At 65.1% G+C, this 20,739-nt stretch carries 14 protein-coding genes; 10 read left to right on the plus strand and 4 right to left on the minus strand.

What is annotated here, in order from left to right; translation table 11 throughout:
- Window positions 1-114: 114 nt before the first annotated feature.
- The 3 genes from CVS48_RS23820 to CVS48_RS23830 all read right to left on the minus strand — a co-directional run bounded on the left by CVS48_RS23820 (window position 115) and on the right by CVS48_RS23830 (window position 4,053).
- Window positions 115-780 carry a response regulator transcription factor gene (locus CVS48_RS23820; protein WP_100856601.1) on the minus strand — a complete coding sequence of 222 codons (666 nt, stop codon included), beginning with the start codon at window positions 778-780 and terminating at the stop codon, window positions 115-117.
- A 353-nt stretch (window positions 781-1,133) separates the two neighbouring features.
- Entirely contained in the window at window positions 1,134-1,886 is a 753-nt protein-coding gene (locus tag CVS48_RS23825; protein ID WP_100856602.1) for a response regulator transcription factor, read from the minus strand.
- Between the two features lie 562 nt (window positions 1,887-2,448).
- Entirely contained in the window at window positions 2,449-4,053 is a 1,605-nt protein-coding gene (locus CVS48_RS23830) for a glucosamine inositolphosphorylceramide transferase family protein (RefSeq protein ID WP_100856603.1), read from the minus strand.
- Window positions 4,054-4,440: 387 nt separating this feature from the next.
- On the opposite strand from CVS48_RS23830, the gene CVS48_RS23835 reads away from it, so the two are divergent.
- The 10 genes from CVS48_RS23835 to CVS48_RS23880 all read left to right on the plus strand — a co-directional run bounded on the left by CVS48_RS23835 (window position 4,441) and on the right by CVS48_RS23880 (window position 18,869).
- On the plus strand, window positions 4,441-5,112 hold the full coding sequence (locus CVS48_RS23835) for a TetR/AcrR family transcriptional regulator (protein ID WP_100856604.1): 672 nt from the start codon (window positions 4,441-4,443) through the stop codon (window positions 5,110-5,112).
- A 72-nt stretch (window positions 5,113-5,184) separates the two neighbouring features.
- Window positions 5,185-7,533 (plus strand): acyl-CoA dehydrogenase, encoded by a 2,349-nt coding sequence (locus tag CVS48_RS23840; protein ID WP_100856605.1) that lies wholly within the window; start codon window positions 5,185-5,187, stop codon window positions 7,531-7,533.
- A gap of 12 nt (window positions 7,534-7,545) precedes the next feature.
- Window positions 7,546-8,841, plus strand: a complete 1,296-nt coding sequence (locus CVS48_RS23845; protein WP_100856606.1) for an acetyl-CoA C-acetyltransferase — start codon at window positions 7,546-7,548, stop codon at window positions 8,839-8,841.
- Window positions 8,838-10,931, plus strand: coding sequence for a 3-hydroxyacyl-CoA dehydrogenase NAD-binding domain-containing protein (locus CVS48_RS23850; protein WP_100856607.1), 2,094 nt, complete (start codon window positions 8,838-8,840; stop codon window positions 10,929-10,931). The genes CVS48_RS23845 and CVS48_RS23850 overlap by 4 nt, the downstream gene beginning before the upstream one ends.
- Window positions 10,932-10,995: 64 nt before the next feature.
- Window positions 10,996-12,318, plus strand: coding sequence for an OmpP1/FadL family transporter (locus CVS48_RS23855; protein ID WP_100856608.1), 1,323 nt, complete (start codon window positions 10,996-10,998; stop codon window positions 12,316-12,318).
- Window positions 12,319-12,399: 81 nt separating this feature from the next.
- Window positions 12,400-14,790 (plus strand): 3-hydroxyacyl-CoA dehydrogenase/enoyl-CoA hydratase family protein, encoded by a 2,391-nt coding sequence (locus tag CVS48_RS23860; protein ID WP_100856609.1) that lies wholly within the window; start codon window positions 12,400-12,402, stop codon window positions 14,788-14,790.
- A gap of 10 nt (window positions 14,791-14,800) precedes the next feature.
- Window positions 14,801-16,000, plus strand: coding sequence for an acetyl-CoA C-acyltransferase (locus CVS48_RS23865; RefSeq protein WP_100856610.1), 1,200 nt, complete (start codon window positions 14,801-14,803; stop codon window positions 15,998-16,000).
- A 53-nt stretch (window positions 16,001-16,053) separates the two neighbouring features.
- Entirely contained in the window at window positions 16,054-16,599 is a 546-nt protein-coding gene (locus tag CVS48_RS23870; RefSeq protein WP_100857834.1) for a DUF4442 domain-containing protein, read from the plus strand.
- Entirely contained in the window at window positions 16,563-17,156 is a 594-nt protein-coding gene (locus CVS48_RS23875) for a chalcone isomerase family protein (protein ID WP_100856611.1), read from the plus strand. Before CVS48_RS23870 ends, CVS48_RS23875 begins: the two co-directional genes overlap by 37 nt.
- Before the next feature lie 15 nt (window positions 17,157-17,171).
- Window positions 17,172-18,869, plus strand: coding sequence for an AMP-binding protein (locus tag CVS48_RS23880; protein WP_100856612.1), 1,698 nt, complete (start codon window positions 17,172-17,174; stop codon window positions 18,867-18,869).
- 261 nt (window positions 18,870-19,130) lie between these two features.
- On the opposite strand, the gene CVS48_RS23885 is transcribed toward CVS48_RS23880, so the two are convergent.
- Window positions 19,131-20,735, minus strand: a complete 1,605-nt coding sequence (locus CVS48_RS23885; RefSeq protein WP_100856613.1) for a sulfatase-like hydrolase/transferase — start codon at window positions 20,733-20,735, stop codon at window positions 19,131-19,133.
- Window positions 20,736-20,739: the final 4 nt, after the last annotated feature.

Consider the following 20,739-nt stretch of genomic DNA (forward strand, 5'->3'; position numbering starts at 1 on the left):
ATTGGGGCGCTGCTTGATGGGTTGCGCGCGATCGGCGGTATGTTCTTGCCCGGATCAATGCGCGCTTCACCCATCCTACATACCACGGTGCAGCGCCCGTAGGATGTGTCGGCGTTAGCCGGTCACGTCTTTCTTCGCGGGGGGTAGGACGGCGCCGCTTCTTACCAGGCCCATTTGTACGGCGATGTAGGCGGCTTCGGCCTGGTTGCGGGCGTTGAGTTTCCAGTAGAGTGTGCGCGCGTGGCTCTTGACCGTGGCAACGGATATGCCGACGTGTTGGCCGATTTCTCGCATGGTTTTTCCTTGTACCAGCAGTTGCAGGATTTCCTCTTGCCGTTGCGTCAGTTCGCGCAGTTCATGCAGCGGCGCTTGGGACACGCCTTGCGGCCGGCCCGCGGGCTGCGGATAGCATTCGCCGCCCGCCACCACCAGGCTGACAGCCGCGGCCAGCGCGTCGGGGCTGGAGGCCTTGGGCAGATAGCCCGCCACGCCTGCCCGCGCGCAGGTGCCCATTACCGCCGGGTCCAGCACGGAATACAGCACCAGCACCAGGCGCGGCATGAAGAACGCCATGGACTGCGAGATAAGCCCAAGATCCTGTTCGGCAACGCCGCTGCAACCGATCACCAGCAATTCCACTGGACGGTTGATCGAACTGGACATATTGAGCAGATGCGCTGGCGAAATGGCCAGGATGTCGTCGGCGTTGCGCACGCGTTCCAGGACATGCTGGATGGCGACGCGAAGCAGCGCGTAGTCTTCTATTAGTACGGTTGTCATCCCGGAGAGAACCTTGTGACACAGGGCCCATGCACGGTTCCCATGACGTCGGCGCATCACGCTGCGAACAGCAGGTTATGTGCGGCGCCAGCCCCAAGGGAATCTTGCCCGCGCTATTGGATCGGCGTCGCGAGGCGTTGTGATTCGCGCTCTCGATCCATGCTTGCGGACACAACCCATGCTATCAGCGGGCACGTTCGCTGAATCTCGTTCAGGAGGATGATTGGTGGGGGAAAACCGCACCCGGGCGGGCGCGGATACTGCGGTGTATGACTTAGGCGTGATGGTGGGGCGCACCCGGCAGCAACGGAACAGACTCGTTCCTGGCCGCCGGGCAGGCGGCGCGCCTGTCATTACCCAAGCTTGCGCCCATAGATCTGCCCGGTGTCCGACTCCCTGCCATTGTTCGGTTCATGCCATTCCAAGGTCGCACCGCGTTGCAGCGCCGCGTACACGGCTTCGCCCTTGTTCTTGACATGCAAACGCTGGTAGAGCGTGCAAGCGTGCGTCTTCGCGGTGGCAACCGAAATGTTGAGCATCCGGCTGACGGTCTTGATCGGATAGCCCCTGGCCAACAACACCAGCACTTCGTATTGACGCGGCGTGATCTGAAGCAATTGCGCCCCCGCGCTGACCGGCATCGTGGCCTTGGCGGATGCATCGTCGCCATCGCGGGTCGGCAACGCGCAGACGGTAGAGGCCGGGGCCTGCATTGCCTGCTCGCTGGGAAAGCACTGTCCGCCCGCCATGACCAGGCGAATCGCGGCTTCGAGGATTTCGACCGAAGCCGTCTTCATCAAGCAGCCATACACGCTGGCGCCGGGCAAGCCCTGCACCGGCATCGGCAAGGGCATCACATCCGTCAACAGCAGAATCCGCTTCGGCGTGAGCACGCGCTGAATTTCGTGCAGCGCGCTCCATGCTTCATCGGTTTCCACCGGCAACCCATAGATCAAGAGATCGGCGCCTGCGTGCGCGCCGTCGGCCTTGGACAAATCCGCCAAGCCCATACCCTCGATTTCCCAAACATCATCCAACTTGCTGAGTATCTGCCACAACCCCAACCGCAGTAGCGGATGGGCTTCAATCAGGACCATCTTGGCCATGGTGTCCTCCCGGTTTTTCGACGGGCCTAGAAGGGATCTTCGCTGTGCTGAAGACTATTTTTTTTCCAACCCTACGGGGGTGGTCCGCAATATCCCGGAATATCTAATGAAGCTGGACCGGGGCACTTGGGCTGGGCAACTTTGGTAGCCAACATAACGGATGGCATGGACCCATCTTATGGTTCGAAACCTTCAAAATCAAGACGTTTCAGGGCGATATAATCCGATAAAAACAGAAATCATTCGTTAGCCTTAATCACTCTCGTAAATACGGATGAGGAAGCCTCCTCCGCCTTTCTACCGCTAGGGTTTTCACCAGCCCCGCTATGCCAGGCGCCGCTTTCTCCCTATGGCGAGCTCCGCCAAGAGGCTTGATTCGTCATGCTGTGCACCAGATCAAGGGCGAAAAAAAGCCGCGGCGAGGCAGACGCTCTCCACGGCACGAAACCCAAGATTTGCACGGAAAGACTCTCAATATGTTTCCGCGGACACACCGCGCCCGGGCGCGGATCGACCACTCGCAATATAGGTAACATTTTTATTTTCGTGCCGGATGCAACATTTACTCCATATAGGCGAAGTCAAATACCGTATGCCCCCCCTGATGGTGCCAATGGTGCATTGAAGCATGGCGCTTGCTTAAAAAGTTGGCATAGTGGATTTCACCGTCGGTTTCGACGTAGGTTGACGGCGTCAGCTCTTCAATGCGGTTCAAGGACACGCCCTTGCCGTAGTGGCAAAAGCCCTGGTACTGGGCGCAGCGGATCACCTCTCCGCTAGGCGAGACAACGATTCCGGCGTTTCTGGCCCGCATGGGGTTGCGCACGATGGGGTTGCAGGCATGGGGCGTCCACTCGGTCGAGCGCGGCGAATCCGAGAAAAACGCGAAAAGCTCGTCACAGTGGCTTTGGCCGTCCGTTCGATCAATATTGGTTAATAACCACCAATATTCTCCGTGTTTAAAAATAATTGTATCCACGGCCGATATATTGGTCATTAACGTGACATCAAGCTCCCATTTCAGTGGGAATTCAGTGCATTTCCATAATTCAATACTGCGATTTCCGCACGTTTCCGGGACCATGTAGGTGACGCCATCATGCTCAAAAATATACGGGAAGGATAAATGGTAAGGCAGGTTCAGGGCAGTGCCCAACAGCCGGAAAGCCCCGTCGGAGTAGGTCGCAACCGAAATCGTCCCCTTGCGGGAAGTAAAATCGTAATCTTCAAAAAATATATATGGTTTTTTATCATGCGTATAAACAAACGGATCTGCGAAGAACCTACCTTTGGGAGGTTGCAGCACCATGGCTTCCGATACTACCGCCTGCTGCCTTGACGACGGAAACATACCGATCCGCCATCGAATATTGCGCTTCATGATGCGCCGCACAATCAAATCACTGATTAACCACGCCTGGCGCGCGATATAGGCGGCGCTGTCCCACTCGACCGGATCGGCGCGCCGCGGCCCGCTCATGATCTGCATTTCGGGGGCTGGCTCGCTCTGCCGCGCCCGGGCCAACGCCTGCAAGGCGTCGTAGACCATGAAATTGCCCAGGCTGAACGCGCGCGCCTGATTTTTCAGCCAGAACACTTCGGTATTGAAACTGCGCTGGTCCAGCAGTTCGTCCTGCTCGGGCGCGGGGCCCACCCGCCAGAGTTTTACGGTGGTGTGATCCTGGCGCTGGAACACCTCCCAGAATCCCGCGTAACGGCTGGTCGACACGGCAATGTCGGAATAACTCAGTTGCCACACGCCCAAGCGCGCCCAGCCCCTCATCTGCGTGCGCGTGGCGCGCGAAGCGCCCAGCGTGATGACAAGGTCCAGCCGCAGCGCCGTCACCGCATCCTGCGCGCCCTGCGCGCCATCGCCGACTTCCAGCGGCAGCACCGGCACCGAGGCAGACGGCATGCGCTGGCGCATGTCGCCGCAGGACAGCATCTGGCGCTGCTTGGCGGGCAGCATGCGGGACTCGAAACGCGACAGCGTGCCGAACAAGGCACGGACGCCCACACGGGGCGGCTTCTCGGCGCCCGGGCCGTCCATCACCAACAAGGCGGAGATATCGAAGTCCTGGCTATGGATGAGCCAGTCCACCATCTCATGCATCCAGCCGGGTTGCTCATACCCGTCAACCAACAGTCCCACTCGGTAGGTTTTCATTTGTCCCGCTCCTGTGTCAGGGCGTCTTGGGCACCCGCACCGGCCGGGCGCGCGGGGTCGCCGCCGGCAGCGCCGATGCAACGCAATTAAGTCCTCGCGCTGATACTGCGGGGTTTTTCCCAAGCCTTCCAGACCACATACAACCTAGGTCGCGCGTCCGAGGACGAAGGGCTCAGCCTCGTGCCGCTGGGCTAGCGGCGGCTCGTCCGACGGCGCGCGCCTTCATCCTTCCGGTCTAGTTGATCCGGTGCAGCGGCACCTCCAGCTAGTACGCCGTTCACGGCCTCTCCGCACTTTAGGGGTAAACCCTATTGGGGATAGCCGTGCTCGCTTCTGCCCCTTGGCTACCGCATAATTGCTTTTAAACAAACGTTTGAATTCAACTTTATGCAAGAAATCAGAACTCCCAACACCCGCGATTCCATTCTGGACACGGCCGAAGCGCTCTTTGCGCAGCAGGGCCACGACGGCACGTCGATGCGCCAGATCACGGGTGCGGCCGGCGTCAATCTGGCGTCGGTGAACTATCACTTCGGGTCGAAAGAGTCACTCGTCCAGGCGGTGCTCAAGCGGCGCCTGGAAGTGCTGAATCGCGAGCGCATGCGGCTGCTGGATGAGCTTGAGGCGCAGTCCGAAGGCAAACCCTTGAAGCCCTCGCAAATCGTGGATGCCTTCTTCGGCACGCTGCTGCGCCTGGCCGCCGATCCGGCCCAGGCCGGCAGCACCTTCCTGCCGCTGCTGGAACGCACCATGACGCACCCGTCCGACTTCATCCGCGCGCTGTTCGCCGAGGAATACGCCGACGTGCTCGAGCGCTACCGCAACGCGCTGTTCGCCGCCCTGCCCGACGTACCCAAGGCCGAAATCGTGTGGCGCTTCCAATTCATGCTGGGCGCCACGTCCTACGCCATCATCGGCACCGATCTGCTGCGCTCAGTCACGGGCTGGCAGCTCGATGAATCCGAACAACCCGACAACCCCGACATGCTGCTGCCCCGGCTGATGAGCTTTCTGCTGGGCGGCCTGCGCGCGCCCTTGCCGCCCGTGGCCGGTTCCTAGCGGCCACGGCAGGCGCAAGACCCGGCACCAGACCAGACCCCGCGCAAGACAGACCTTACGGAGACAAAAGAAATGAACGCAGTGATCCTCACGCTCATCGTTATCGTGGCGCTTGCCGCCATTGTGCTGACCATGCGGCCACTGCGCCGGGCGCTGCTGTCCGCGCCCATCTTCAACCTGTACCGCAAGGTGCTGCCGCAGATGTCCGACACCGAGCGCGACGCGCTGGAGGCCGGCACGGTGTGGTGGGAAGGCGAGCTGTTTCGCGGCCGCCCTGACTGGAGCCGCCTGCTGGCCTATCCGCGCCCGCGCCTGACCGACGAAGAGCAGCACTTTCTGGATAACCAGGCCGAAACCGCCTGCCGCATGGTCAACGACTGGAGCGTCACGCAGGAACGCCACGACCTGCCGCCCGAGGTCTGGACCTATCTGAAGACCCAGGGCTTTCTGGGCATGATCATCCCCAAGGAATATGGTGGCCTGGCGTTCTCGGCTTACGCGCATTCCGAAATCGTGACCAAGCTGTCGACGCGCTCGTCCGCGCTGGCGGTGTCGGTCATGGTGCCCAACTCGCTGGGCCCGGCCGAGCTGCTGCTGCACTACGGCACCGATGAACAAAAGAACCACTATCTGCCACGCCTGGCGCGCGGCGAAGACGTGCCCGCCTTTGCGCTGACCAGCCCGTGGGCGGGTTCGGATGCCGCCGCCATTCCCGACAGCGGCATTGTCTGCAAGGGCGAATGGCAGGGCCGCGAAGTGATCGGCATGCGCGTCACCTGGGACAAGCGCTACATCACGCTGGCCCCGGTCTGCACGCTGCTGGGCCTGGCGTTCCGGCTGTACGACCCCGACGGCCTGTTGGGCGGCAAGAAGGACCTGGGCATCACTTGCGCGCTGGTGCCGCACGACCATCCCGGCGTGGACACCGGCCGCCGCCACTTCCCGCTGAACGCCATGTTCATGAACGGCCCCACGCGCGGCACGGACGTCTTCATGCCGCTGGACTTCATCATCGGCGGCCCCGCCATGGCCGGCCAGGGCTGGCGCATGCTGATGGAATGCCTGGCCGCTGGCCGTTCGATTTCGCTGCCCTCTTCCAACACCGGCATGTCCAAGCTGACGGCGCGGGCCGTGGGCGGGTATGCGCGCGTGCGCAGCCAGTTCCGCATGCCCGTCGGCAAGTTCGAGGGCGTGGAAGAAGCGCTGGCCCGCATCGGCGGCCACACCTACATGATGGACGCCGCGCGCAGCATGACGGCGGGCGCGGTGGACCTGGGCGAAAAGCCCTCGGTCGTGTCGGCCATCGTCAAATACCACGTGACCGAACGCGCGCGCCAGGTCGTCAACGACGGCATGGACGTGATTGGCGGCAAGGGCATCTGCCTGGGTCCCAACAACTTCCTGGGCCGGGCGTACCAGCAGATTCCCATCGGCATCACCGTCGAAGGCGCCAACATCCTGACGCGCAGCCTGATCATCTTCGGGCAGGGCGCCATCCGTTGCCATCCCTATGTACTGGCTGAAATGCAGGCCGCGCAATCGTCGGACGCCAAGCAAGGCCTGACCGACTTCGATGCCGCCTTCTGGGGCCACGTGGGCTTTGTGGCCAAGAACAAGCTGCGCACCCTGGGCACCGCCTTGACCGGCGCGCGCTGGGTCAAGGTGAACGCCGACGTGGCGCCCGACATGAAGCGCTATTACCAGTTGCTCAGCCGCTATTCGGCCGCCTTCGCGCTGCTGGCCGATACGTCGATGCTGGTACTGGGCGGCAGCCTGAAACGCCGCGAACGCTTGTCGGCCCGCTTGGGCGACGTGCTCTCGCAGATGTATCTGATCAGCGCCACGCTCAAGCGTTTCGAGGATGAAGGCCGCCAGGCCGCCGATGCGCCGCTTGCGCATTGGTCGATCCAGGACGCGCTGTTCAAATTGCAGGAAGCCTTCGACGGCGTGCTGGACAACTTCCCCAACCGCTTTGTGGCCTGGAGCATGGCGCGCCTGATCTTCCCCTGGGGCCGCACGCAGACGCAGCCCTCGGACATCCTGGGCCAGGACGTGGCGCGGCTGTTGATCAACCCCGGCGCCACGCGCGACCGCCTGACCTCGGGCTGCCACCTGCCCGCCACCGCCGACGAGCCCGTGGGCGCAATCGAACAAGCGCTGGCCGCCACGCTGGAAGCCGAGCCCATCGACGCCAAGATCCGCGAACTGGAAAAGCGCGGCACGCTGGAAGGCAACCCGCAAGCCAACGTGCGCGACATTGCCGATGCCGCCTACGCGGCCGGCGGCATCACGGCGGAAGAATATGCCGTGGTGAAACGCCGCAATGCCTTGCGCGATACCGTGGTGAAAGTGGATGATTTCCCCTTTGATCTTGGCGCGTCGCAGGCCAGCCGGCCCGACGCCGAACGCAAGGTCGCTTGACGGAGGGCCCCGATGGCATTCAAACCGGTTTATGTCGTGGATGGCGCCCGTACGCCCTTCCTCAAAGCCCGCACCGGACCCGGCCCATTTTCGGCGGGCGATCTGGCGGTGCAGGCCGGCCGCGCCCTGTTGCTGCGCCAGCCCTATGCGCCCACCGATCTGGACGAAGTCATCGTGGGCTGCGCCGCGCCCTCGCCCGATGAAGTCAACATCGGCCGCGTGATTGCACTGCGCCTGGGCTGCGGCAACCAGGTGCCCGGCTGGACGGTGATGCGCAATTGCGCGTCCGGCATGCAGGCGCTGGATTCCGGCATTGCCAACATCCAGTCCGGCCGTTCGCAGTTGGTGCTGGCTGGCGGCACGGACGCGCTGTCGCGCGCGCCGCTGTTGTTCTCGGACGAGATGGTGCGCTGGCTGTCCGGATGGTACGCGGCACGCGGCGTGGGCGCCAAACTGGCGGCGTTGCGCGGGTTCAAACTGAAAAACCTGGCGCCGGTCATCGGCCTGCTCAAGGGCCTGACGGACCCGGTGGTGGGCCTGTCGATGGGCCAGACCGCCGAGAACGTCGCTACCCGTTTCGGCATCGACCGCGCCGCCATGGACGCGTACGCGGCGGGCAGCCACCAGCGCGTGCTGGCCGCGCGCGCGGCGGGCGCGCTGGGTGAAATCACACCGCTGATCGATAACCAGGGCAAGCTGTACCCCGACGATGACGGCGTGCGCGAAGACTCCACGCCCGACAAGCTGGCCAAGCTCAGGCCCGTGTTCGACAAGCCCTGGGGCAACATCACGGCGGGCAACAGCTCGCAGGTGACCGACGGCGCGGCCATGCTGGTGCTGGCTTCCGAAGACGCCGTCGCCAAATGGAACCTGCGCCCCATCGGCCGCATTGTCGACAGCCAGTGGGCCGGCCTGGACCCCGCGCAAATGGGGCTGGGCCCCGTGCATGCCGCCACCCCCATCCTGCAACGCCACGGCCTGGGCTTGAACGACCTGGACTTGTGGGAAATCAACGAAGCCTTCGCGGCGCAGGTGCTGGGCTGCCTGGCGGCCTGGCGCGACGAAGCCTATTGCCAGGAACATTTCGGAACGCCGGCATGGGGCTCGCTGGACCCCGCCAAGCTCAACGTCGATGGCGGCGCCATCGCCATCGGGCACCCGGTAGGCGCGTCCGGCGCGCGCATTGTGCTGCACCTGCTTGACGCGCTCAAGCGCCGTGGCGCCAAGCGCGGCATGGCGGCCATCTGCATCGGCGGCGGCCAAGGCGGCGCCATGCTGGTTGAAACTCTGGACGAGGACCGCCCATGACGACCATCGACTCGCTTTCGCACTGGCGCCTGGAGCGCGACACCGACGGCCTGGCATGGCTGACGTTCGACCGTGCCGGCAGCGCCGTGAACGCGCTGTCGGCCGACACCATGGTCGAGCTGGCCGTGGTGCTGGACGCGCTGGACGCCGCCCCGCCCAAGGGGCTGATCATCCAGTCCGGCAAGGCCACGGGCTTTATCGTGGGCGCCGACGTCAACGAATTCGCCAACCTGGACACCCCGGAACAAGCGCGCGCGCTGGTGGCCCGTGGCTGGAACCTGTTCAACCGCCTGGCCGCCGTGCGCTATCCCACGCTGGCCCTGATCCAGGGCCATTGCCTGGGCGGCGGCCTGGAGCTGGCGCTGGCTTGCCGCTACCGGCTGGTGGCCGACCAGCCCGGCACATCGCTGGCGCTGCCGGAAGTCATGTTGGGCATCTTTCCCGGCTGGGGCGGCATGCTGCGCCTGCCGCAAGTCATCGGCGCGCCCGCCGCGCTGGACATGATGCTGACCGGCCGGGGCGCGGATGCCCGGCGCGCGGCCGCATTGGGTCTGGCCGACGCGCGCGTGCCCACGCGCTTGCTGCACGCCGCCGCCCGCCAGACCGTGCTGTCGAAGAAGCCGCCGCGCCGCGCGCGAGGGTTGGGCGGCCTGGCCAACCGCTGGCCGTTCAAAGCCATCGTCGCCAACCGCGCGCGCAAGCAGATCGCCGACAAGGACCCGCTGGGGCACTACCCCGCCGCGCCCGCCATCGTCACGCTATGGGAAAAGCATGGCGGCAACGCCTTGCAGGCTCCTGAGCTGATCGACGGCATCATCTCGTCGGACACCGCGCGCAACCTGCTGCGTGTGTTCCGCTTGCAGGAACGGCTGAAGGCCAACGGCAAGCAGCCTGGCGTCGCGCCCGCGCGCCATGTGCATGTGGTGGGCGCGGGCACGATGGGCGGCGACATCGCGGCGTGGTGCGCGCTCAAGGGCATGACGGTGACCCTGCAAGACCAGGACATGGCTCGCATCGCGCCCGCCATCAAACGCGCCGCCGCGCTGTATGCGCGCCGCTTGAAAGATTCCCGTCTGGCGCGCGCCGCGCTGGACCGCCTGATTCCCGACCCCGCGGGCGGTGGCGTGCCGCGCGCCGACATCATCATCGAAGCCATCAGCGAACAAGCCGACGCCAAGCGCGCGCTGTATGCGTCGCTGGAACCCCGCATGAAGGCCGACGCGCTGCTGGCCACGAACACGTCCAGCCTGTCGCTGGAAACCTTGCGCGCCGGGCTGGCGCGGCCCGAACGACTGGTGGGCATCCACTTCTTCAACCCCGTGGCCAAGATGCCGCTGGTGGAAGTGGTGCATGCCGACGGCGACGTGGGTGACATCGGTGACACCGGGAGCAACACAGGAAGTAACTCCGGACGCAACATGAGCGACGCCACCGCGCGCGCTTGCGCCTTCGTGGGCCAGATCGACAAGCTGGCGCTTCCCGTCAAGAGCGCGCCGGGATTCCTCGTGAACGCCGTGCTCGCACCCTATATGCTGCAAGCCATGCGCAGTGTGGACGAAGGCCTGGCGCCGGAAACCGTCGACGCCGCCATGGTGGCGTTCGGCATGCCGATGGGGCCGCTGGAACTGGCCGACACCGTGGGCCTGGACATCGCGCGCGCGGCGGGCGAAGCCCTGGCGGATGGCGCCGAACCGCCCCGCTGCCTGGCCGACCGGCTGGCGCGCGGCGACCTCGGCAAGAAAACCGGCAAGGGCTTCTACACCTGGCGCGACGGCAAGCCGGTTAAAGCGGCAAAGGACAACGCGGCAAAGGACAACGCGGCAAAGGACAAAGCGGCCCAGGCCAACGCAGCCAAGGGCACGGCCAACGCCGACTCTGCCGCTGCCGCCCCCGACGGCCTGGCGCAACGCCTGATTCAACCCCTGGTGGACGCTACCCGGCAGCGTGTTGAAGACGGCGTGGTCGCCGATGCCGACCTGGCCGACGCCGGCGTGATTTTTGGAACGGGGTTCGCGCCTTTCACGGGCGGACCCCTGCATTACCAGGGCAGCAATGCCTGGCACCGCAGCAGAACGGCTCACGCCGATTAGACCGGCCCCACAAACAGACCGGCAGTGCAATAGAGGCATACATCCAACTCGAGGAGGCAGTACCATGCGCAGACGTTCATTGTCCCTGAGCACCTTGTCGGCCATCGTGGTCGGCTTGGGCGCGTCCGCAACGTCCTACGCCGCCGGCTTTCAGCTCTTAGAGCAGAACGCCAGTGGCCTGGGCAACGCCTACGCAGGCTCGGCGGCAAATCCGGAAAACGCCAGCATCATCTACTACAACCCGGCGGGCATGACGTATCTGCCGGGCGTCAACTTTTCGGGTGGGGTCAACCTGATCAAGCCGTCGTTCAAGTTCAAGGACAACGGCGACAGCCGCAACCCCAGCGTTCCCGGCATTCCGGGCTCGGGCCTGAACGGCTCGGTGCCCACCGGCGGCAACGGCGGCGACGCCGGCAACCTCGGCGTGGTACCCAACCTGTATGCCTCGTGGCAGTTGAATGAACAGTGGTACATCGGCCTGGGCATCGGCGCCCCCTTCGGCCTGATGACCGAATACGACGACGACTGGGTGGGCCAGTACCACTCCAACAAGTTCGAGATCAAGACCATCAACGTGAACCCGTCGATTGCCTACAAGGTGAACGAGCAGTTCTCGATGGGCTTCGGCGTGAACTGGCAGCACATCGACGCCAACTACAAGAAAAAGACGGTGGTGCCGATTGCCGGCCTGCCGGTCGCCACCAACGGCGACGCCGACCTGAACCTGAAGGGCGACGCCTGGGGCTGGAACGTCGGCTTCATGCTGCAACCCACGGAAGACACCCGCATCGGCCTGTCGTACCGTTCAAAGATCAAGCACACCGCCAAGGGCGATACCGACATCAGCAACATCGGCCCCACCGGGCAATCGGTGTCGTTTGACGCCAAGGCCTCGGTCGACCTGCCCGATACGCTGATCCTTAGCGCCGCGCACCAGTTGAACGAACGCTGGGAACTGCTGGGCGACGTGTCGTGGACGGGTTGGAGCAGCATTCCCGAGCTGAAGATCCGCAACTCCGGCCCGGGCGCGCGCGACGATGAACTGCCCCTGAACTTCCGCGACACCTGGCGCATTGCCGTGGGCGCGAACTACAAGTTCGCCCCCACCTGGAAGTGGAAGTTCGGCTTGGCCTATGACCAGTCGCCGGTCCACAACGAGGCCGACCGCCCGACGTCCCTGCCCGACAACAACCGTTATTGGTTCTCGACCGGCGTGCAGTGGGAAGCCACCAAGAGCACCACGCTGGACCTGGGTTACACCTATCTGTACCTGCGCGACACGGACATCGACACCACGTCCGGCAGTGCAGCGACCAAGGGCCGCGTGGCGGGCACCTATAACAGCAACGCCCACATCGTGGGCCTGCAACTGACGTCCCGCTTCTAGGCACCAAGATCAGGCCCCGCATTCAGGCTTGCACGGGCGGGCGGCCGCGCCGCCCCCCCCGTTTTTTGAAGGAGATTCCCCTTGAGCAAGTTCGTCGTCAAACACGTTGCCGTCCTGGGCGCCGGCGTCATGGGCGCGCAGATTGCCGCCCACCTGGCCAACGCCGGCGTGCCCGTCACGCTGTTCGACCTGGCCGCGTCCGAAGGCGACCGCAACGGCATCGTCAACAAGGCGCTGGCCGGTCTGAAAAAGCTGGAACCCGCCCCGCTGGCCGGCGCGGCCCGCATCGCCCTGATTACCCCCGCGAACTACGACGACCACCTGGACGCGCTGCGCGGCTGCGACCTGATTATCGAAGCCATCGCCGAGCGCATGGACTGGAAGACGGCGCTGTACGAGCGTATTGCGCCGCATGTGTCGCCCGACGCCATCGTTGCGTCCAACACGTCCGGCCTGTCGATCGATGCGCTGGCCAACGCCCTGCCCGCAAGCCTGCGTGAGCGCTTCTGCGGCATCCACTTCTTCAATCCGCCGCGCTACATGCGCCTGGTGGAAATCATTGCCACGTCGCATACGCAGCCGGCCGTGCTGGACCAGTTGGAAACCTGGCTCACGTCCACGCTGGGCAAGGGCGTGATTCGCGCACTGGACACGCCCAACTTCGTGGCCAACCGCATCGGCGTGTTCTCCATCCTGGCCGCCATGCACCACACCGCGCGCCTGGGGTTGGGGTTTGACGAGGTCGACGCGCTGACCGGCCCGAAGATCGGCCGCCCCAAGAGCGCCACCTATCGCACGGCCGACGTGGTCGGCCTGGATACCTTGGCCCACGTGGTGGGCACCATGGAAAAGAACCTGCCCGACGACCCCTGGCACCGCTACTTCGCGCTGCCTGCATGGTTGTCGGCCCTGATCCAGAAAGGCGCGCTGGGCCAGAAGACCGGCGCGGGCGTCTACCGCAAGCAAGGCCGCGACATCCTGGTGCTGGACCTGAAGGCGCAAGACTACGTGCCCAGCGCCGGCAAGCTGGCCGATGAGGTTGCCGCCCTGTTGAAGGAACGCAACCCCGCCAAGCGCTTTGCCGCGCTGCGCGCCAGCGAGCACCCACAGGCGCAGTTTCTGTGGAGCCTGTTCCGCGACATCTTCCACTACAGCGCCGTGCAGCTTGAGCACGTGGCCGACAACGCGCGCGACCTGGACCTGGCCATGCGCTGGGGCTTTGGCTGGGCGCAAGGCCCGTTTGAAACCTGGCAGGCCGCCGGCTGGCAGGACATTGCCGCCGCCGTGGCCGAAGACATCGCCGCCGGCCGCGCCATGAGCAACGCGCCCTTGCCCGCCTGGGTCCAGGAATCTGGCCGCCAGGGCGTGCATGCGCCCGAAGGCTCGTATTCCGCGCGCTCCGGCACCTTGCATCCGCGTTCTGCCTTGCCGGTGTATAGCCGCCAGTTGTTCCCCGAGCGTGTCTTTGGCGAAGGCCCGGATGACCGCGGCGTCACCGTGTGGGAAAACGAAGGCGTGCGCTTGTGGAACCTGCCGGAGGTGGATGCGGGCATCGCCATCCTGTCCGTCACGTCGAAGAACCACACGTTGGGCGGCGAAGTGCTGGAAGGCGTGCTGCAAGCCGTGGCGCGCGCCGAACGTGATTTCGACGGCCTGGTCATCTGGCACGAACCGCCCTTTGCCGTGGGCGCCAACCTGCAGCAAGTGGTGCAGGCCTGCGCCGAGGGCCAGTTCGACATGCTGGAAGCCATGGTCGAAAAATTCCAGCGCGCGTCCCAGTCGTTCAAGTACGCGCAGATTCCCACCGTGGCCGCCGTGCAGGGCATGGCGCTGGGCGGGGGCTGCGAATTCCTGATGCACGCGTCGCACCGCGTGCTGGCATTGGAAAGCTATATCGGCCTGGTCGAAGCTGGCGTCGGACTGATTCCCGCAGGCGGCGGCAGCAAGGAATTTGCCGGCCGCGCGGCTGCCTTGGCGGCCAAGACCGCGACGCCGGGGGAAGTCTTCCCCTACCTGCAACCCGTCTTCCAGACCATCGCCATGGCACAGGTGGCCAAGAGCGCGCTGGAAGCGATCGACGCGGGCTTCGCGCGCGAACACGACATCGTGCTGTTCCACCCAGACGAGCTGCTGTTTGTGGCCATCGGCCAGGCCCGCGCCGCCGCTCAGGCGGGCTACACGCCGCCGCCGCGACTGTCGAACATTCCGGTGGCGGGCCGCAACGGCATCGCCAACTTCGAGATGGTGCTGGTCAACATGCGCGAAGGCGGCATGATCAGCGCGCACGATTACCGCGTGGCGCGCAGCGCCGCCGTGGCCCTGTGCGGCGGCGAGATCGAAACCGGCACGAAGGTGGACGAAGAATGGCTGTTGGCGGTTGAGCGCCGCGAATTCGTCGCGCTCTTGCGCACGCCTGAAACCCAGGCCCGCATCCGCCACACGCTGGAAACCGGCAAGCCGTTGCGCAACTGAGGAAAGCATCATGACCAAGCAGATACAAGACGCCTACATCGTCGCCGCCACGCGCCTGCCGGTGGGCAAGCGCAACGGCGCCTACATCACCACGCGCCCCGACGACATGCTGGCCGCCGCGCTGAACGGCGCGCTGGCGCAGGCGCCGGCGCTGGACACCGCGCGCATCGAAGACGTGATTGCCGGCTGCGCCATGCCGGAAGCCGAACAAGGCATGAACGTGGCGCGCATCGGCCTGCTGCTGGCGGGCCTGCCGCAAAGCGTGGCGGGCGTGACCGTCAACCGCTTCTGCGCATCGGGCTTGCAGGCGGTGGCGGACGCCGCCGCGCGCATCCGCCTGGGCGAGGCCGACATCATGATCGGCGCGGGCACCGAATCCATGAGCGCGATGCCGCAGATCATGGGCAACAAGGTGTCGATGAACCCCGAGATCTTCGCCCACGACGAGAACATCGGCATGGCCTTCGGCATGGGCCTGACCGGTGAAAAGGTCGCTGAACGCTGGAAGGTCTCGCGCGAGGATCAGGACGCCTTCGCGCTGGCCTCGCACCAGAAGGCCTGCGCCGCGATCGCGGCCGGCCATTTCCGCGCTGAAACCACGCCGTATGAAGTCGTGTCGCATCTGCCGGACGGCGCCAGCGGCGCGGTGCGCGTGGTGCGCCGCCTGGTCGAGGTGGACGAAGGCCCGCGCCCGGACAGCAGCGCCGAAGCCTTGGCGCGGCTGCGCCCCGTGTTCTCGACGCGCGGCAGCGTCACGGCCGGCAATAGCTCGCAGATGTCCGACGGAGCGGCCGCCGTGGTGCTGGTGTCCGACCGCATCCTGCGCGAATTCAACCTGAGCCCGCTGGCGCGCTTTGTCAGCTTCGCGGTGGCCGGCGTGCCGCCCGAGGTGATGGGCATCGGCCCCGTCGCGGCCATCCCCAAGGTGCTGGAACGCGCCGGCATCACGCAAGACGCGCTGGACTGGATCGAGCTGAACGAAGCCTTCGCGGCCCAATCGCTGGCGGTGATCCGCGAACTGAAACTGGACCCCACCAAGGTCAACCCGCTAGGCGGCGCCATTGCGTTGGGCCACCCGCTGGGCGCTACCGGCGCGATTCGCACGGCCACCATCACGCACGGCCTGCGCCGCACGGGCGGCAAGTACGGGCTGGTCACCATGTGCATCGGCACCGGCATGGGCGCGGCCGGGCTGTTCGAAGCGATGTGATGCCTGGCGCGATCCTGCGAAATCACCTTGCGACATAACCCGGCATGCCCAGCATGAAGCCCTATTGGTTCAAGAACCTGTCGCCGGAATGGCGCGCGCGCCTGATGCGGGTGGGCTTCAATCTGCATCCGGCGTTTCGCGCCACCGGCGGCCGCGTGATGCTTGTGTCGCCGGACTTCCAGCACATCCGCATCAAGCTGCCGCTGTTGCGGCGCACGCGCAATATCGTGGGCTCGATGTACGGCGGGTCGCTGTTCGCGGTGACGGACGGCGCCCACCCCACCATGCTGATGTCGGCGCTGGGCCCGGACCACATTGTGTGGGACAAGGCGGCGTCCATCCGCTTCCGCAAGCCGGCCTACACGACCCTGTACGCCGACTTCCGGCTGCCGCCCGGAGAAATCGCGGAGATACGTGGCGTGCTCGCCCGCGACCACGAAACCACCCGCACGTACACGGTGGAATTGAAGGACAAGGACGGCGTGGTGTATGCCGTGGTGGAACGCACGATCTATATCGCGGACAAGAAGTTCTACAAGCAAAAGAACACAGGAGGAGACTCATGCAAAGCATCTCTGGAGGGCGATACCCCGCCCTGAGCCTGATCCTTGCCGCCAGCCTGGCGGCGGCTGCGCCCACGTTCGCCGCCGACATGGAAGTGGCCGGCCAGCGCGTGCCGGAACACATGACCGAAGGCGGCCGTACGCTGGTGCTCAACGGCGCGGGCCTGCGCACCCGATTCGTCGTGAAGGTCTACGTGGCCGCGCTGTACGTCACCACGAAAAGCCAGGACGCAGCGGCGGTGATCAACAGCACCGAGCCGCGCCGCATCCGTTTGCAATTGCTGCGTGACGTGGACAGCGAGAGTCTGGACGAGGCGCTGCAAGACGGCCTGCGCGACAACACGCCGCCTAAGGAACTTGCCACGCTGAAAGCGTCGGCGGACCGCCTGAAAAGCCTGGTGGCCGATCTGGGCATTGCCCGCGAGGGCGATGTGGTCGACGTGGATTTCGACGCCCAAGGCGTTGCCGTGACCCACAACGGCAAGCACCGGGGCCGCGTTGACAACCCCGATTTCGCGCGCGCCTTGCTCCGCGTCTGGCTGGGCGACAAACCCGCGCAGACATCCCTGAAGAATGCCCTGTTGGGCAACTAGGCGGAACCGCACACGATGGAACGAATCTGGCACAAGAGCTATCCCGCAGGCATTCCCGCGGAGATCGAGGTGGACGGCGTCACCACGCTGGTCTCGGTCGTGCGGGACAGTTGCCGCCGCTACGCGGACAAACCCGCGTACCTGAGCATGGGCAAGTCCATCAGCTACGCCGAACTGGACGGGCTGACGCGCGACTTCGCCGCGTGGCTGCACGCGAATGGCCTGGGCAAAGGCGACCGCATCGCGCTGATGATGCCCAACCTGCTGCAATACCCCGTCTGCCTGTTCGGCGCCTTGCGCGCCGGGTGCATCGTGGTCAACTGCAACCCGCTGTACACCGCGCACGAGCTTGAACACCAGTTGGCGGATTCGGGCGCGCGCGCCATCGTGGTGGCGGACAACTTCGCGGCCACGGTACAGAAAGCCCTGCCTGGGAGCACGGTCGAACACGTGCTGGTGACGTCCATCGGCGAAATGCTGGGTCCGCTGAAAGGCCGGCTGGTGGACTTCGTGATCCGTCGCGTCAAGCGCATGGTGCCGGCGTGGTCGCTGCCCGGCCACGTGCGCCTGGGCGATGCGCTGCGCGCCGGCCGCCAGGCGCCGTTCACCGAAGTGCCGCTGAACCAGCGCGACCTGGCCTGCCTGCAATACACGGGCGGCACCACCGGCGTGGCCAAGGCCGCGATGCTGACGCACGGCAATCTGGTAGCGAACGTGAACCAGGCTCATGCCTGGATCAAGCCGCTGGTCAAGGATGGCGAAGAGTGCATCGTCACGGCCTTGCCGCTGTATCACATCTTTGCGCTGACGGCGAACTGCCTGACGTTCATGAAGATCGGCGCCAGCAACCTGCTGATCATCAACCCGCGTGACATTGCCGGGCTGATCAAGGAAATGAGCCAGGTGCCATTTTCGGCATTCACCGGCGTCAATACCTTGTTCAACGCGCTGCTGAATCATCCCGATTTCGCCAAGCTGGATTTTTCGCGCCTGCGCCTGACCATGGGCGGCGGCATGGCGGTACAGCGCGCCGTGGCCGAGCGCTGGCGCGCGGTCACGGGCAAGTCGCTGGCGCAGGCCTACGGGCTGACCGAGACGTCACCCGCCGTCACCGTCAACCCGCTGGACGTCAAGGCGTTCACCGGGTCGATCGGGCTGCCGGTGCCGTCCACCGACATCTCCATCCGCAACGATGAAGGCGTGGAACTGGGCGTGGGTGAAACAGGCGAGATCTGCGTGCGCGGCCCGCAAGTCACCCAGGGCTACTGGAACCGTCCCGACGAAACCGCCTTGGTGCTGTACCCGGACGGCTACCTGCGCACGGGCGACATCGGCTACGTGGACCAGGACGGCTACGTGTTCCTGATCGACCGCAAGAAAGACATGATCCTGGTGTCGGGATTTAACGTGTACCCCAACGAGGTCGAGGACGCGGCCGCGCTGCATCCCGGCGTGCGCGAAGTGGCCGCGGTCGGCGTGCCGGACGAACGCTCGGGCGAAGCGGTCAAGCTATACGTGATCCGCAAGGATCCCACGCTGGACGCCGAAACGCTGATCGCGCATTGCCGCACGCAACTGACAGGCTACAAGGTGCCGCGCCAGGTGGAATTCCGCGATGACTTGCCGCGCACCAACGTGGGCAAGATCCTGCGGCGGGAACTGAAACCCGACGCTCCCCCGCAGGTGGAAAAGCAAAGCGTCGGCCAGGATTGAAAACCCCAACGGCTTTTTGCGCCAGCCGCGGCAGTAGGATGGGTGGAGCGCGGCAAGGTCATGCCAAGAACCGCTGGCGCCGATCGCGCGGAACCCATCTTGCAACGGTTGCTATATGGCGAGGCTGCGGAAGAATTGGGGCGCTGCTTGATGGGTTTCGCGCGATCGGCGGTTCGTTCTTTTTGTTGCTTTGCCGCGCTCCACCCATCCTACGGTTGCGCCAGCCGTGGCATCTTGGCCGTCTTCCTGGCCCTACCCTCGCTACCACTGCCCGAAGAACACGCCCGCCCGCTTATGCGCGTTGGTGGCCTTTTCCACGGCCTCGTCGCTGATGGTGGTGCGCCGCTTGCCGCGCAGTATCCAGTCCAACAGGCGCTGGCGCAGTTCCAGCCTTGTCGCCGCGTGCGTGGCACTGGTGCCCAGGTCCTGGAACTCCTCAGGGTCGGCGTGCAGGTCAAAGAGCTGCTCGGGCTCGTCCAGCCAATACACGTAGCGCCAGCGGTCCGTGCGCACCGACCAGGCGCGCGCATTCTGTGGTGTCTTGCCGCGCAGGATGCGGGCCTGGCGGAAGCTGTAGTCCAGCTCCGAGAACACGCAGTCGCGCCATTCCGTGCCGGATGCAGTACTGGATCCTGTACCGAATGCAGAGCCCGCCCCTCGGCCATGCAGCAGCGTTTGCAGTTCCCTGCCTTCCAGCCGATGCGACGGTCCGGGCGTGCCCAATGCGCGCAGCACCGTGGGCACGACGTCGACGCTTTCCACCATGTCGTTCAAGGCCTGCCCGCGCGTGGCGTTGGCCGCCGCCGACGGGTCCATCACGATGAACGGCACGCGCTGCACGGTGTCATAGAACAGTTCTTTTTCGCCCAGCCAGTGGTCGCCCAGGAAGTCGCCGTGGTCGGCCGTGAACACGATCAGCGTGTTCTTCATCAGGCCCGCGCCTTCCATGTAGTCGAACAAGCGCCCCAGGTGATCGTCCAGTTGCCGGATCAACCCTTGATACGCCGGCCGCACCACGCGCACGCATTCGTCCGACGAAAAGCTGACGCTCTCTTCCTGCTGCCGATAGGCGGCGACCACGGGGTGGGCGTTCGCCAATTCTTCCTGGTTGCGCCGCACCGGCAGGCATTGATCGGCGGTATAGCGCTGGTGGTACGGGGCCGGGGCCATGTAGGGCCAGTGCGGCTTGACGTAGCTCAGGTGCAGCACCCAGGGCTGGCTGCCGCGTTGCTGCATGAAGTCCAGCGCCTGATCCGTCATGTAGGCGGTTTCGGAATGCGCTTCGGCCACGCGCGACGGCAGATGCACGTTGCGCATGTTCCAGCCGCTGGCGATCTGGCCGTTGGCGTCCACGCCGGCAATCACGTAGTCGGTCCAGGGGTCGGCGCTGTCGTAGCCGTGGCGGCGCAGAAAGGCCGGGTAGCCGCTTTCCTGGCCGGGGGTGTGGTGGCCATCGTAGCGGTCCAGTTCCGTGAAGCCGCCCCGGCTGAGCAGCACGCCCAGCTCGGACGCGCCGTCGATGGCCAGCCGTTCCATGCCAGCCTTGTCGGGAATGATGTGGGTCTTGCCGGCCAGGGCCAGCTCGCGTCCCTGCCCCGCCAGGTACTCGCCCAGCGTGATCTCGTTGACCGACAGCGGCACGCGGTTCCACGTAGCCCCGTGGCGCGACGGATAGCGGCCCGTGTAGTAGCTCATGCGCGACGGACCACACACACCCGAGTTCACGAAGGCGCGATCAAAGCGCACGCCGCGCGCCGCCAGCGCATCCAGGCTGGGGGTTTGCAAATAGGGATGGCCATAGCAGCTAAGGTGATCCGCCCGCAACTGGTCGGCCATGATGAACAACACATTCTGCACCGTGCTCATTGCC

The organism is Achromobacter spanius (assembly GCF_002812705.1).
Lineage (GTDB): Bacteria > Pseudomonadota > Gammaproteobacteria > Burkholderiales > Burkholderiaceae_B > Achromobacter > Achromobacter spanius.

Excerpts from the sequence above, each read along its gene's own strand:
- CVS48_RS23820 (WP_100856601.1), bottom strand. The coding sequence starts at position 780 with ATGACAACCGTACTAATAGAAGACTACGCGCTGCTTCGCGTCGCCATC.
- CVS48_RS23825 (WP_100856602.1), bottom strand. The coding sequence starts at position 1,886 with ATGGCCAAGATGGTCCTGATTGAAGCCCATCCGCTACTGCGGTTGGGG.
- CVS48_RS23830 (WP_100856603.1), bottom strand. The coding sequence starts at position 4,053 with ATGAAAACCTACCGAGTGGGACTGTTGGTTGACGGGTATGAGCAACCC.
- CVS48_RS23835 (WP_100856604.1), top strand. The coding sequence starts at position 4,441 with ATGCAAGAAATCAGAACTCCCAACACCCGCGATTCCATTCTGGACACG.
- CVS48_RS23840 (WP_100856605.1), top strand. The coding sequence starts at position 5,185 with ATGAACGCAGTGATCCTCACGCTCATCGTTATCGTGGCGCTTGCCGCC.
- CVS48_RS23845 (WP_100856606.1), top strand. The coding sequence starts at position 7,546 with ATGGCATTCAAACCGGTTTATGTCGTGGATGGCGCCCGTACGCCCTTC.
- CVS48_RS23850 (WP_100856607.1), top strand. The coding sequence starts at position 8,838 with ATGACGACCATCGACTCGCTTTCGCACTGGCGCCTGGAGCGCGACACC.
- CVS48_RS23855 (WP_100856608.1), top strand. The coding sequence starts at position 10,996 with ATGCGCAGACGTTCATTGTCCCTGAGCACCTTGTCGGCCATCGTGGTC.
- CVS48_RS23865 (WP_100856610.1), top strand. The coding sequence starts at position 14,801 with ATGACCAAGCAGATACAAGACGCCTACATCGTCGCCGCCACGCGCCTG.
- CVS48_RS23870 (WP_100857834.1), top strand. The coding sequence starts at position 16,054 with ATGAAGCCCTATTGGTTCAAGAACCTGTCGCCGGAATGGCGCGCGCGC.
- CVS48_RS23875 (WP_100856611.1), top strand. The coding sequence starts at position 16,563 with ATGCAAAGCATCTCTGGAGGGCGATACCCCGCCCTGAGCCTGATCCTT.
- CVS48_RS23880 (WP_100856612.1), top strand. The coding sequence starts at position 17,172 with ATGGAACGAATCTGGCACAAGAGCTATCCCGCAGGCATTCCCGCGGAG.
- CVS48_RS23885 (WP_100856613.1), bottom strand. The coding sequence starts at position 20,735 with ATGAGCACGGTGCAGAATGTGTTGTTCATCATGGCCGACCAGTTGCGG.